Annotated in this window: 12 protein-coding genes and 1 tRNA gene; 8 read left to right on the forward strand and 5 right to left on the reverse strand. The window is 48.8% G+C overall.

The window, feature by feature from the left end; translation table 11 throughout:
• The 3 genes from ASR47_RS00305 to ASR47_RS00315 form a co-directional block, all read left to right on the forward strand.
• The coding region (locus ASR47_RS00305; protein WP_150127601.1) for an integrase core domain-containing protein at nucleotides 1-605 on the forward strand (605 nt) is incomplete at its 5' end.
• A 272-nt stretch (nucleotides 606-877) separates the two neighbouring features.
• Complete coding sequence (locus tag ASR47_RS00310) at nucleotides 878-3,034, forward strand: AAA family ATPase (protein WP_065305788.1); 2,157 nt, start codon at nucleotides 878-880, stop codon at nucleotides 3,032-3,034.
• Between the two features lie 228 nt (nucleotides 3,035-3,262).
• Nucleotides 3,263-3,499 (forward strand): hypothetical protein, encoded by a 237-nt coding sequence (locus ASR47_RS00315; protein WP_065305789.1) that lies wholly within the window; start codon nucleotides 3,263-3,265, stop codon nucleotides 3,497-3,499.
• A 173-nt stretch (nucleotides 3,500-3,672) separates the two neighbouring features.
• Here the strand turns inward: ASR47_RS00315 and ASR47_RS26230 are convergent, their stop codons facing one another.
• Both ASR47_RS26230 and ASR47_RS00320 read right to left on the reverse strand, forming a co-directional pair.
• Complete coding sequence (locus tag ASR47_RS26230; protein WP_082988619.1) at nucleotides 3,673-4,713, reverse strand: PDDEXK family nuclease; 1,041 nt, start codon at nucleotides 4,711-4,713, stop codon at nucleotides 3,673-3,675.
• Nucleotides 4,714-4,808: 95 nt separating this feature from the next.
• Entirely contained in the window at nucleotides 4,809-5,096 is a 288-nt protein-coding gene (locus tag ASR47_RS00320) for an H-NS histone family protein (RefSeq protein ID WP_065305790.1), read from the reverse strand.
• A gap of 204 nt (nucleotides 5,097-5,300) precedes the next feature.
• On the opposite strand from ASR47_RS00320, the gene ASR47_RS26235 reads away from it, so the two are divergent.
• The 5 genes from ASR47_RS26235 (at nucleotide 5,301) to galE (ending at nucleotide 10,285) form a co-directional block, all read left to right on the forward strand.
• Nucleotides 5,301-7,301, forward strand: coding sequence for an ATP-binding protein (locus ASR47_RS26235; RefSeq protein ID WP_082988620.1), 2,001 nt, complete (start codon nucleotides 5,301-5,303; stop codon nucleotides 7,299-7,301).
• Nucleotides 7,302-7,309: 8 nt separating this feature from the next.
• A complete protein-coding gene (locus tag ASR47_RS00330; RefSeq protein ID WP_150127602.1) occupies nucleotides 7,310-8,191 on the forward strand; it encodes a hypothetical protein in 882 nt (293 codons plus the stop codon).
• Between the two features lie 153 nt (nucleotides 8,192-8,344).
• Nucleotides 8,345-8,418, forward strand: a tRNA-Gly gene (locus ASR47_RS00335).
• Between the two features lie 89 nt (nucleotides 8,419-8,507).
• Nucleotides 8,508-9,188 carry a tRNA (guanosine(46)-N7)-methyltransferase TrmB gene (trmB, locus tag ASR47_RS00340; RefSeq protein WP_065305793.1) on the forward strand — a complete coding sequence of 227 codons (681 nt, stop codon included), beginning with the start codon at nucleotides 8,508-8,510 and terminating at the stop codon, nucleotides 9,186-9,188.
• Between the two features lie 77 nt (nucleotides 9,189-9,265).
• Nucleotides 9,266-10,285 carry a UDP-glucose 4-epimerase GalE gene (gene galE / locus ASR47_RS00345; protein WP_065305796.1) on the forward strand — a complete coding sequence of 340 codons (1,020 nt, stop codon included), beginning with the start codon at nucleotides 9,266-9,268 and terminating at the stop codon, nucleotides 10,283-10,285.
• 19 nt (nucleotides 10,286-10,304) lie between these two features.
• On the opposite strand, the gene rfbC is transcribed toward galE, so the two are convergent.
• From rfbC to rfbB, 3 genes are read right to left on the reverse strand one after another with little or no spacing between them, the layout of a single operon-like run.
• Nucleotides 10,305-10,850, reverse strand: coding sequence for a dTDP-4-dehydrorhamnose 3,5-epimerase (rfbC, locus tag ASR47_RS00350; RefSeq protein WP_065305794.1), 546 nt, complete (start codon nucleotides 10,848-10,850; stop codon nucleotides 10,305-10,307).
• A gap of 29 nt (nucleotides 10,851-10,879) precedes the next feature.
• Nucleotides 10,880-11,773 carry a glucose-1-phosphate thymidylyltransferase RfbA gene (rfbA, locus tag ASR47_RS00355; RefSeq protein WP_065305795.1) on the reverse strand — a complete coding sequence of 298 codons (894 nt, stop codon included), beginning with the start codon at nucleotides 11,771-11,773 and terminating at the stop codon, nucleotides 10,880-10,882.
• A complete protein-coding gene (gene rfbB, locus ASR47_RS00360) occupies nucleotides 11,773-12,852 on the reverse strand; it encodes a dTDP-glucose 4,6-dehydratase (protein WP_065305797.1) in 1,080 nt (359 codons plus the stop codon). Before rfbB ends, rfbA begins: the two co-directional genes overlap by 1 nt.
• Between the last annotated feature and the right edge of the window lie 193 nt (nucleotides 12,853-13,045).

Below are 13,045 nucleotides of genomic sequence, written 5' to 3' on the forward strand. Positions count from 1 at the left end.
TCAAGGACTACGAGCCCGGCTTTTTACATATGGATATCAAGTACTTGCCGCAGATGCCTGACGAAACAGAACGCCGTTACCTGTTCGTCGCCATCGACCGCGCCACGCGCTGGGTCTTCATGGAGATCTATGCCGACCAGTCCGACAGCAGCAGCACCGACTTCCTGATCAAGCTCAACAAAGCCTGTCCGATCGCCATCGTCAAGCTGCTCACCGACAATGGCAGCCAGTTCACTGACCGCTTTAGCAGCAAGAAAAAAGACCCGGAAACGGGCGACCGGATTCCCAGCGGCAAGCACGCGTTTGACGTGCTATGCAAACAGCTGGCGATCGAACATCGCCTGATCCCGCCACGTCATCCGCAGACAAACGGCATGGTGGAACGCTTCAACGGCCGCATCAGCGAGGTCGTCAATCAGACCCGTTTCGCGTCCAGGGCCGAGCTCGAATCAACATTGCGCAATTACCTGAAAATCTATAACCATAACATCCCGCAGCGCGCTCTCAACAACGAAACGCCGATTCAGGCAATGAAGAAATGGCAGGCAAAAAAGCCAGAATTATTCGTTAAACGTGTTTATAACCAGGCGGGTCTTGACAGATAACCACGTTTGAGCGATGTCCTTACCTGTTGATGCTTGCTACGATTCTCTTGCGTCCACATGCCAGCTACTCCAAAACGTCAAAGACGCTTTGACACAAAAGTTGCTATGAAGTTTTTAAACCGTCACTAAGACCATCGTTCTCGATTTCGTAATGTTATTCTTACCGGTGTGGTTATTTGATAGATTTTTACTGCGGAAAAAGTGTACGATAGGGTAGGACTATTCCTACATGCACATCTTTAGGCGGAGGCATTTTGTCATATAAAATAACAATGAATGGCGTTGCGAGCTATTTGACCCCGGCAATCTTGCAATCTGAAAAGAAAGTGACTTTAATTTATGGCCTTAACGGCACAGGAAAAAGTACTTTATCAAATTACCTGTACGATTTCACCGATAATAAATTTCATACATGCAGTAATGAAGGATTCGCCGATGCACATGTTTATGTGTATAACAGTAGGTTTGTAAGAGAAAATTTTTATGAGATTGACAAGTTAAGTGGAATATTTACTTTATCTAAAGTAAATAAAGAAATTGAGCAAGAAATAGAAACAAAAACAAAAACGTTTAATCAATTCGAGGCTGAACAGAAGGCGCTTGATATAGTCATATCAAAAAAAGACGCGGAACTTTTGGAGAAGAAAGCCGCAGCAGAAGAAGAAATTTGGAAAATTAAGACCAAATATTCAGGCGGCGACAGGGTGCTTGAATATTGTCTTAAGGGATTAATGAAATCCAAGGGCGGGCTTTTTGATTACCTTTCTACGCTTTCTGTTGTTAATGAGCCTCCAACAAAAAAAATTGAAGTCTTGCGTAAAGAAGTTGAGGCATTACAGGGAAGTCAAGCAAAGTCTTATCAAAAATTATCAAAAATGGCGGTGGCTGGTGCTAATGTAGAGAATGATGTGATTCTAGAACGACCGATCATTGGAAACCAAGATAGTCCTGTTGCCGATCTAATAAAGAAGCTTGGAAGTGCCGATTGGGTTAGCGAAGGTATTAATTTTATTGATGTATTGCAATCAGAAGGCAATGAAACTTGTCCGTTCTGTCAAGCTGAAACTCTTTCACATGCAGTAGCTATAACCATCAAAAATTACTTTGATGCCACCTTCGAGTCTTCAATTAATTCACTAAAAGAACTGCTAAATAGCTATTCGATTTTCGTCGAAAATCAAGCGAATTTTGATAATAACCAAGAAAATCCATTTTACATAGAGCGGAAGGTGGAAATTGATGCACTTCATGGTCAACTCGTGGCAATCTGGAAAGCGAATATAGAAGCAATTATGCGCAAGATTAAGGCTCCATCATTACCCGTCACGCTTACGCTGTCTAAAGATGTGATTGAGGAACTGAATCTAGTGATTGACGCAGTAAATAAATCCATAGACTCGCACAACACGAAGATTGAGAGCAAGGACACGGCGTTAACGGACATTAAAAACGAATTCTGGAAAATATGTCGCTGGGAATATAATTCTTCTATTGAAATTTACAATAGCCATGCCGAAGAACGCAATAAAGAGCGTGCAGAAGAACAAAAAAGCAAGACAAAGATTCAAACTGATAGAACTGAAATAGCAACCAGTCTTGCTGAATTACAAAGAAAAACTGTCAATATTGATGAGGCGGTTGATACGATAAATAGTCGCTTGGCCGATTTAGGTATTGATTCTTTCAGTATTATAAAATCAGGAGAAAACCGTTACAGAGTTTCGAGGAATGGTATAGTCGGTGAAGATTTTCTTTCATTGAGCGAAGGTGAGAAGACTGTTATCAGTTTCCTATATTTTGTCGAATTGTGTAAGGGAAAAAAATCCCCAACGCAAATAGGCGATAAGAAAATTGTCGTTATTGATGATCCCATCTCAAGTTTGTCGCACATCTATATATTTAATATAGGTGAATTAATCAAGCGGGAATTCAGTAATTCTGATAAGTTTGAGCATGTAATTATACTTACTCATAGCCTTTATTTCTTTTATGAGCTTACTGAAATTAAAGAGGATCGGCGGCATGAGCGGCAAAAATTAATGCGTATTACCAAAAATTCTTCAGGTAGTAAGATTGTCGACATGAAATATGAGGAAGTCCAAAATGACTATCAGGCTTATTGGAATGTCATTATGGATGAAGGCCAGCATCCAGCCTTGATAGCAAACTGCATGAGAAATGTTATCGAATACTTTTTTAGCTTTGTGAGAAAAATGCCCTTAGCCAATGTTTATCAGCAGCCAAAGTTAAAGGAGGCTAAGCATCAGGCGTTCTATAGGTTCATGAACCGGGAGTCTCACTCTGTTGGACAAAATCTTTTTGATCATAAGGAGTTTGACTACGCTAGATTCAAAGAGGCCTTTAAAATTGTTTTTGATGAAACGGGTTTTCCAGAACACTATAAAGCGATGGCTAAGGGAAAAGAATAGGGACTTAATGTAGCCAAAATCGTAGAAAATTTAACCTGACAGGTATCGTGAATAAATCAACGAAACTGGGTAGATGAGTTTTTTTGATGACCACTGGCAATTAATAGCCGAACTTGTCTCAAGTTTTAATATTGGTTAATATCTGCAGATCGATTAGCAACAGGTTGCGTTGAGGTATTCGGCGTTCGCATTGACGGTATCAGCACTATCAATGACCGAAAGCCCAGCATGACCCACAAGCCACCTATCACTAGCAAGAGCTTGCCTGCGCAGACACTTACAAAATTACACGCGGCCACGCTCAGCAATATGGCCCATCAGCAGGTAGTCGTTGTAGCCAGTGCCGATGAGGCTGTACTGACCCGTATTGCGGAACTGCTTACGACGCTGTCGCCGTCGAACTTGAAGCTTGTCGAAGGCATCATTCGATGTGTTCTTGTTGAGCAGGATAACTCCGCGTCTTGACTGCTTCCGATTCCTCATGATCGCTGACCACGCTGTAAAAACGACTAGAAACGTTTCTGCGGCGTGGAGCTTTAAGAAGATGCATCGATGCGCAGAGATGAAATGAAATCGATTCTAAACATCGCAGAATCGATTTCTAAAACGTTTGCAGTTATATACCAAGAGGTGATAATTTATACCTCGGATTCATATTGCAGGCCGTGATTAGCCGGGAGAATTTCTAGAATTTTCTTTACTGCTTCTTCGGTACTTGGTCCCCACTGATTGATCATCGAGTATGTACAGTTGTCGATATAAAACAATTCATTATCCGCGCAGAAGTAGCGTATGGCTGATCTGGTTGAAGCGGTGGCCATAAGTGCAGCACCAGATAATTTACCGGGCGCAGAAATAAACATATTTGCTTGACGCCACGGGATGGCGCAAAGAATTTCCTTCGGCTTAACTCCTAGTTTTATTGCTTCAGCAACAACTTTGTATATGAGCCGTCTTTTTGGCAAATTAGAAAACGTTTCACCCTGGGACGTTTGTAATCGATATCGAGTCAGGTCGCGGCCATTGGTTTCCACAGCTTGCTGGGCAAGCGATTTTTCGCGGATTGCAACTTGAAAAGCGGCAGCCTCAGGCAATGGAATTACCTGCTCAATATCTAGCAAGACGCGCCCCTGGAACGAGTGTGGACGCATCTTGACACACACTACATCAAGTCCCTGAGCATTCAACCACAAAACAGTTGACGTGATCTCTTTGGAAAAATTGGCAGATGCTAGGATGATGCGTACCTTGTTGCTGAATGCTACTGGTCCTTCGGCAATATCAAGGAATTCGCGAATGATGCTCTCAGCAGAATCGGGAAGTAGTCCACGCGACTTTCTGAACCCTTGATGTGCATCTACAGCTTGTTCAAATGTGAGAGTGGAAACCATTGCGGCGTATCGCAAGGCCTGAAGTTCCATGTGTCCACCATCCTCGGTTCGTTTTAGTTCAATGACAACAAGGCTGCCATCACGGTTCAAGCCGAGCAGGTCAATTCGCCTACGGGAGTCTATCCACTCCCCAAATTCTTCTGCGAGAATAAGCGTATCCGGCGATATAACACCGATATGCTCCCGTAACACCCGCTGGACGTCCTCGCGCTCACGAAGGCCAAGGGAGGCATAGGTCACGGTAGGGATTTCAGCTATCAAATCTGAAGAAAGTTCGTAGAGTGGCATTAGGAGATTTTTCTTGCGGAATGTTGCGCTCTACGAAAATTCGTGGAGCGCATAGGTGTTCAAAAGAGTGTGCATGCTGAATTGCAGCCTGTACCTTACTTGATCAAAAACTGATTTTTATCCTTACCCTCCAGCCACCTTGGCGGACGGCCACGACCTGTCCAGGTCTCACCTGTAGCATCATCGCGATACTTCACCGCGACTGTACTTGGAGCCTTAACAGGCTTCGTTTTGGTCTCCTTGAGGTCTTCGATGCTCAAACCATATTCCTTCATGATGCCTGCGATTTGTGCCTTTGCACCTGCGAGTTCGTTCTTACGCGCAGCTTCCGCAAGTTCTTGCAGTTCTGCGATCTTTGCGGTGTACTCTTGATACGTGGTCATGTATTTTTCCTTGTGGTTTGGTTGCAGATGATACTTTACGCGATTTCGGCAATACTATCCAAATGTAACGCAATAAATTGGGCTTGGATCTCTGTGCTGAAAAAAGATTTAAGACCTATTTTTTCTTCTGTTTAGACCTGCCATAATAGCGAGGCATAGTGTGTCTGGCTAACTATAATTTTTATTTTTCAGTATGGGGGAATTATGACAAAGGTGGCAGTACAGGCCAAAGGTATAAAAAATAGACTAAAAAGCGTTAAGCCTTATCGTGCTATTGCTGAATATATTTGGAATGGGTTTGATGCTGAGGCAAATACCATAGATTTTGTTTATACAACTAATGCTCTTGGAAATGTCAATTCGATCTCGATATCTGATAATGGTCGAGGAATTCCATTTCATCTTGTTGATAAGAAGTTTGAGCCGGTTCTATCTTCGGAAAAGCGTGATTCTGAAGTTAAGCACACTTTGATACATGGAAAGAATGGCCTGGGTAGACTTACTTTTTTCCATTTTGCACAGAGGGCGACGTGGAAGACTGTATATTTTGAGGAGGGGAAATTTTATGAATACGAGATCGTCGTACAAGCCGATAGTATTGATAACTATACTGCCATTGAGAAAAAGGAATCTAATAGTAAAATTGCCGGAACAACGGTAATTTTTGATAATATTGTAGATATACCAGAAATTTATCTATCCAAAGATGTTTGCGATTACCTCCGGCAAGAATTCGCATGGTTTTTGGAATTGAAGAAAGATAGTGGTTTTGTAATTAATATAAATGGAAATTCTCTTTCCTATAAGTCATTAATACGCGATGAGGATAATTTTTCAACGGTAATAGATGGAAATATTTTTGAAATAGAATACATAAGATGGTCGCGTAAATTAAATAGGCATTTTTCTCGATACTATTGTATTACTCCGTTAGATGTATTTAAATATTCTAGCCCTACTACTTTGAATAATAAAGGCGATGAATTTTATCATAGTATATTTGTTCAAAGTGAATATTTTACTTCATTTGTAACTGATGCAAAAGCTGGTCAAGCTGATTTGATTTCTCCAAATAATGATCAATCAGATACTTTTAGATCACTTACTCTTTATTTGAACAATTTCTTACGCGAGAGGAGAAAGCCATTTATTATTGATTTTGCAAAGGATCTAGTCAATTCATTTGAGGCCGACGGAATTTTTCCGGCTTATAATGAAAAAAAATCCTGGGAAAAACTACGTCATGAAGATCTGCGTGAGTCAATAATTCAGCTTTGTCAAATTGACCCGCGCATATTTTCTAATTTAAATATGACGCAGAAGAAAACATTTGTAAGCTTTATCGCATTGATTATTGATAGTGGCGATATTGATGATTTATTTAAGATTTTGGAAGGCGTGGTTGATCTCACTAGTGACGAGAGAGAACGCTTTGCTCGTCAATTGAAGACTACAAAAATGTCCTCTATAGTTAATACTATTGAAATTATTAGCGATAGATACAAGTCTGTCGACGAGTTCAGGCGGCTTGTTTTTGAACCCGGTATGTATGCAGGCGAGGTTCCACACCTTCAGAAGATGATGGAGAAGAACTATTGGCTCATAGGTGAGGAATATCAGTTGTTAACAGCAGCGGAACCAAAATTTGAAGAAGCATTGAGGCGTTATACTTATATTCTTAGCGGCGTAGTAGTAGATAAAACTATTGAGCATGAAAGTAAAAATAAGGAAATGGATCTATTTCTGATTCGGCAAGGTAAAAAGCAAAATAAGATTGAAAACATAGTTTTGGAATTAAAGCATCCAGTCAACATTAGGCTGGGCAAAAAAGAGTTTGATCAATTATATGATTACTATCAAGTCATCCGATCAGAACCTATGTTTAACGGTTCAAACATGGAGTGGAAATTTTATCTTATTGGAAATGATTTTGATTCAACAGGATATGTGAATAGCCAAATTGTAAGTCATAAAAGTCACGGGGAGCCTGGCCTCGCATTTTCTGGAGAGTACAAGATTTATGTGTTCAAATGGAGTGAAATATTTACGGAGTTTGAACTTAAGCATGACTTCCTTAATAAAAATCTCAAACTCGAACTTCATCGCCTAAGTGATGGTCAGTTTGACTCTGCCGATGACATTGTTTCAAATAGTAGAACATCAGATGCACCTGCCGAGATTGGTATAGTCACGGCAGTGGCATAACTGAAAAGTTGAATATTGATTTAATCTTCCTGCAAGGATTGGTAATGGGAGCAAGAGTAACGGAAAAGCGTGTGGCAAAGCCTGCCAACCTGATATTGCTTCGTCCGCAGATCCGTGGCGAGCTTGCACGGGTGGCTCATCCCTCTGAGTGGAGGCTGAGTTGGGGCCTGGCAATAGCTAGGATCGCGGAAATTGCGGGGCTGCTGAAAGGTGGGCCAGAGCGCTTACTTCTGACGGGCGGCGGCTTTATCACCACCTATTTGCCACCGAACAGAATCGTGGATCTGTCACTTCTCAGCGAAATTGTCGATAGACATATTCCTGCTCTCAATCAGGCACGCGCACACCTCGATGTGTGCATTGGATTGGATTTACTCAATGAACAAGGGTCACCCGTGGTGCAGGGTATAGTCTTTGCTGGGGCAAGTGGTTCTACCAACGTTTGGAAGACTCTGCCTGTCGGGATAGAGGCAAACTATATTGCAACATTTGACGATAAAATAGTGCCTCAAATTCAACGGTACGTTGCAACCTCTGTTGGAACTGCGGGCTTGATGGTTTGCCACGATCTACAGATGGCGAATCACCGAACGCAGTCTCTAGTGCGCCCGAATACTATGCGTGGCCGAGTGATTGCCGCGATGAAGAAGCAGCTTGCTAGCGAGATGCCGGAGCTGATATTGAACGCAGTGCACTGGATCAAAGGCCCGGATAACACTCGAACCTTCCGAACTTCTCTCAGGCAGATCGTCAATGACACACCATCTGTCCAGCGCGCTGCCGCTTCATTCGGTTACGATCCTGATATGCGGACGATTCATGAGGTACGTGATGCTTTCAACAAGCTAACGTTTCCTGATTTTGCAACGACGGATTTGATGTTTAAGTAGAAGAAGATGGCTGATGCAGTTCGGTTGAATGCATATGACTGATTGCTGTGTAGGCCATCACACCTCGGAGAAATCGGCCATCGCATTTTCGATCACAGCAACCATGCTGCAACGTTGCCAACAGCGGTGAAACCCGCGTAAAATGCAGGCTTCGCGGGTGTAGCTCAATGGCAGAGCAGAAGCTTCCCAAGCTTACGACGAGGGTTCGATTCCCTTCACCCGCTCCACTTTTCGTCAACGCCGGCCCTCGCGCGGCGCGGCATTTTTTCTCATTCCCATGTCTTCTGATACCCCAGCAAGCGGCCCTGCACGGCCGATGATGTACGATCCGACCGAACACCGCATCCGCAGTTTCGTTACACGCGCAGGCCGCCTGTCTGTGGCGCAGGCGCGCGCGCTCGATACCCTGGGGCCGCAGTTCCTGCTGCCGTTCGCCAGGGAGGCGCTCGATTTCGAACAGGTATTCCAACGCCAGGCGCCGGTGATCCTGGAAATCGGGTTCGGCATGGGCGCCACCACCGCGCATATCGCCAAGGCCATGCCGGACAAGGACTTTATCGGCGTCGAAGTGCATACGCCTGGCGTGGGCAGCCTGCTCAAGCTGATCGGCGAAGAGTCGCTCTCCAATCTGCGCCTGCTGCAGCACGATGCCGTCGAGGTGCTCACGCACATGATACCGGCCAACTCGCTGGCCGGCATCCACGTGTTTTTCCCCGACCCGTGGCACAAGGCGCGCCACAACAAGCGCCGCCTGATTCAGTCGCCGTTTGTGCGCCAACTGGCCGAGCGCCTGGCGCCGGGCGGCTATCTGCACTGCGCCACCGACTGGGAAGACTACGCGGTGCAGATGCTGGAAGTGCTGAGTGCCGAGCCGCAACTGCAAAACAGTGCCGACGCGTATGCGCCGCAGCCCGCCTACCGCCCGCTGACCAAGTTTGAAAACCGTGGCCTGAAGCTGGGCCATGGCGTATGGGATCTGGTTTTCATCAAGAAGTGATGTGGCATCCGGGCGGGCTTGCTAGCCAAACCTGCCCGATTCGATTAAACTTGATTTTTTTTGCATGGATCGAGATTATGCCCAAAAAGATTCTCGTCACCGGCGCCTCCGGTTTCATCGGTTCGCACACCTGCGTCGAATTGCTGGCGGCAGGCTTCGAGGTCGTTGCGGTGGATAATCTGTGCAACAGTGCGCCAGAAGCGCTGTTGCGCGTCGAGCGCATTGCCGGCAAGAGCATTTCTTTTCACCAGATCGATGTGCGCGACCGCGCCGCCATGACCGCCGTGCTCGCCGAGCACGCCATCGATGCGGTCATCCATTTTGCGGGGCTGAAAGCCGTCGGCGAATCGGTGGCCCAGCCGTTGATGTATATCGACAACAATGTCAGCGGCACTGTGGCGCTGCTTGAGGTGCTGGCCGCGGCCCATGTAAAGCGTTTCTTGTTCAGCTCGTCTGCCACCGTGTACGGTGATCCGGAAACCTTGCCCATCCTGGAAACGTCGCGCCTGTCGGTGACCAATCCGTATGGACGTTCCAAGCTGATGGTCGAGCAAATCCTGGCCGACCTGGTGCATGCTGATGCGCAGTGGCAAGTCGGTGTGCTGCGCTATTTCAATCCGGTGGGCGCGCATGCGAGCGGCCTGATCGGTGAAGACCCGGGCGGCATTCCGAACAACCTGATGCCCTTCATTGCGCAGGTGGCGGTCGGCCGCCGCGACAAGCTGTCGGTGTTCGGCAATGATTACCCGACGCCGGACGGCACCGGCGTACGCGACTACATCCATGTGGCCGACCTGGCGCTGGGCCATGTGGCGGCGTTGAACCGGCTGTTTTCCTGTGAGGGCGGCTTTACCGTCAACCTCGGTACCGGTCGCGGCTACAGCGTGCTCGACATCGTGCGCGCCTTCGAAGCGGCCAGCGGCCGTGCGGTGCCGTACCAGATCGTGCCGCGCCGTCCTGGCGATATCGCCAGCTGCTACGCCTCGGCCGAGCAGGCGCGTGAGCTGCTGGGCTGGACGGCACAGAAGAATATCGATGACATGTGCGCCGATCATTGGCGCTGGCAGCATCAGAATCCACAAGGTTACGCTGCCTGAGCCGCAGGCATTGCTGGCCTCAGTCGAAAACCTCGGCGTTGGCCAGCAGCGTGCCCGCTTTATCCTTGCCCGACAACAGCGGCTCACCGTCAAGCGGCCAGTCGATGCCGATTGCCGGGTCATTCCACAGCAGGCTGCGCTCGAATTCGGGCGCCCAGTAATCCGTGGTTTTATAAAGGAACTCGGCGTGCTCGCTCAGTACCACGAAGCCGTGGGCGTAACCTTCGGGTATCCATAACTGGCGTTTGTTCGCGGCCGACAGCAGCACGCCGACCCATTTGCCAAACGTGGCTGAGCTTTTGCGCAAGTCGACCGCCACATCGAAGACTTCGCCGCTGGTCACGCGTACCAGCTTGCCTTGCGGCTGTTTGATCTGGTAATGCAGGCCGCGCAGTACGCCCCTGGCGGATTTGGAGTGATTGTCCTGCACGAATGGGCGGGTCACGCCGGTCATTTCAGTGAACCGTTGCTGGTTATAGCTTTCATAGAAAAACCCCCGGTCGTCGCCGAACACGGTCGGTTCAAGTATCAGGACATCGGGTATTGCGGTGGGCTGGATTTGCATGGTGTCTGGCGCGGATGGCTGGTCGTTGTTTAAAAGACTTTGTTGGCGAGCAAGCGCAGGAGGTATTGGCCGTAGGCATTTTTTTTCAATGGCTGCGCCAGTTGTTCCAGCCTTTCAGCATCGATATAGCCTTTGCGATAAGCAATTTCTTCGGGGCAGGCCACCTTGAGACCCTGGCGGTTTTCGATCGTGGCAATGAACTGGCCCGCTTCGAGCAGCGATTCGTGCGTGCCCGTATCGAGCCAGGCCATGCCGCGTCCCATCAGTTCGACGGTCAGCTGGCCCTGTTCAAGATAGGTGCGATTGACATCCGTGATTTCCAGCTCGCCCCGTGGCGAGGGGGTGATGGTGGCGGCGATATCGCCTACCTGGCTGTCATAGAAGTACAGGCCGGTCACGGCATAGTTGGACTTGGGCTGGAGCGGCTTTTCCTCGATGCTGACGGCCAGTTGCTGTTCATCGAAGTCGACCACGCCATAACGTTCCGGGTCATGCACATGGTAGGCAAACACAGTCGCGCCGCTGGTACGTGCCGATGCCTTGTGCAACTGCGCTTCAAAGTCATGGCCGTAATAAATATTGTCACCCAAAATCAAGGCCGATGGCGCATCGCCGACAAACTCCTTGCCGATAATAAATGCTTGTGCCAGGCCATCGGGGCTCGGTTGCACGGCATAGCTCAGGCTGATGCCCCACTGGCTGCCATCGCCGAGCAATTCCTGGAAACGCGGCGTATCTTGTGGAGTGGAAATAATCAGGATGTCGCGTATGCCGGCCAGCATCAGGGTGGTCAGCGGATAATAGATCATCGGCTTGTCATAGACCGGCAGCAACTGTTTCGACACCGCCATGGTGACCGGATACAGGCGCGTGCCGGAGCCGCCGGCCAGGATGATGCCCTTGCGTTCGACTGGAGTATTCATCAGAGCGCGTCCTTTTCTGTATCGCGTGCCGCGTAGTTCGTTTCCACCCATTTCAGGTAATCGCCCGATTGCACCTCGTCCACCCAGGCCTGGTTGTCGAGGTACCACTGGACGGTCTTGCGGATGCCGGTCTGGAAGGTTTCGGCCGGTTTCCAGCCCAGTTCCCGTTCGATCTTGCGCGCATCGATGGCGTAGCGGCGGTCGTGGCCGGGACGGTCCTGCACATAGGTGATCTGTTCGCGATAGCTGCCCGATGCTTTCGGCGCCAGCGTGTCGAGGATGTCGCACAAGGTGTGCACCACTTCCAGGTTGGCCATCTCGTTCCAGCCGCCGACGTTGTAGACCTCGCCCAGGCGGCCCGCTTCGAGCACGCGGCGTATCGCCGCGCAATGGTCGCCCACATACAGCCAGTCGCGCACCTGCATGCCGTCGCCGTAGATCGGCAGCGGCTTGCCGGCGCGGGCATTGCTGATAATTAAGGGAATCAGTTTTTCCGGGAAATGGAAGGAGCCATAGTTGTTCGAGCAGTTGGTGGTGAGCACCGGCATGCCGTAGGTATGGAAGTAGGCGCGCACCAGATGGTCCGAGGCGGCCTTCGATGCCGAATACGGGCTGTTCGGCGCATACGGCGTGGTTTCGGTAAACGGCGGATCGTTCGGTCCCAGGGTACCATACACCTCATCGGTCGACACATGCAGGAAGCGAAACGCCTCCCTGGCATCGCCTTCCAGGCCGGACCAGTAGGCGCGCGCCGCTTCGAGCAGGCTGAAAGTGCCGTTGACGTTGGTGGTAATGAATGCGCCGGGGCTGTGGATCGAGCGGTCGACATGGCTTTCGGCGGCAAAGTGCACGATGGCGCGCGGCTGGTGCACGGCCAGCAGGCGCGCGACCAGGGCGGTGTCGCCGATATCGCCACGCACGAAAATGTGCCTTCCATCGTGCTCGAGGCTGGCCAGGTTGCTGAGATTGCCAGCGTAGGTCAGCTTGTCCAGGTTGATGACGGGTTCATCGTTAGTTGCCAGCCAGTCGCGGACAAAGTTGGAGCCGATGAAACCGGCGCCGCCAGTCACTAAAATCATGTTGTTTCCTTTTTGTTTATGCCAGGCCAGTACCATGCCTTGCGCAATGCCGTCTTGCCGGGCGATACCGTGGACGAAGAGCTCGGTCGCCCGCATCGCCGCACGAAGTAGTCATATAGTATAAACGACACATGGCGGCGCAAGTTTCGCTGACACCGGGAATGTCACGACCGACATCAAGCGGGGAGGAAAA

Source organism: Janthinobacterium psychrotolerans (assembly GCF_001677885.1).
Lineage (GTDB): Bacteria > Pseudomonadota > Gammaproteobacteria > Burkholderiales > Burkholderiaceae_D > Janthinobacterium > Janthinobacterium psychrotolerans.

Excerpts from the sequence above, each read along its gene's own strand:
- ASR47_RS00315 (WP_065305789.1), top strand. The coding sequence starts at position 3,263 with ATGACCCACAAGCCACCTATCACTAGCAAGAGCTTGCCTGCGCAGACA.
- ASR47_RS26235 (WP_082988620.1), top strand. The coding sequence starts at position 5,301 with ATGACAAAGGTGGCAGTACAGGCCAAAGGTATAAAAAATAGACTAAAA.
- ASR47_RS26230 (WP_082988619.1), bottom strand. The coding sequence starts at position 4,713 with ATGCCACTCTACGAACTTTCTTCAGATTTGATAGCTGAAATCCCTACC.
- rfbB (WP_065305797.1), bottom strand. The coding sequence starts at position 12,852 with ATGATTTTAGTGACTGGCGGCGCCGGTTTCATCGGCTCCAACTTTGTC.
- ASR47_RS00310 (WP_065305788.1), top strand. The coding sequence starts at position 878 with ATGAATGGCGTTGCGAGCTATTTGACCCCGGCAATCTTGCAATCTGAA.
- rfbC (WP_065305794.1), bottom strand. The coding sequence starts at position 10,850 with ATGCAAATCCAGCCCACCGCAATACCCGATGTCCTGATACTTGAACCG.
- ASR47_RS00320 (WP_065305790.1), bottom strand. The coding sequence starts at position 5,096 with ATGACCACGTATCAAGAGTACACCGCAAAGATCGCAGAACTGCAAGAA.
- rfbA (WP_065305795.1), bottom strand. The coding sequence starts at position 11,773 with ATGAATACTCCAGTCGAACGCAAGGGCATCATCCTGGCCGGCGGCTCC.
- galE (WP_065305796.1), top strand. The coding sequence starts at position 9,266 with ATGCCCAAAAAGATTCTCGTCACCGGCGCCTCCGGTTTCATCGGTTCG.
- trmB (WP_065305793.1), top strand. The coding sequence starts at position 8,508 with ATGATGTACGATCCGACCGAACACCGCATCCGCAGTTTCGTTACACGC.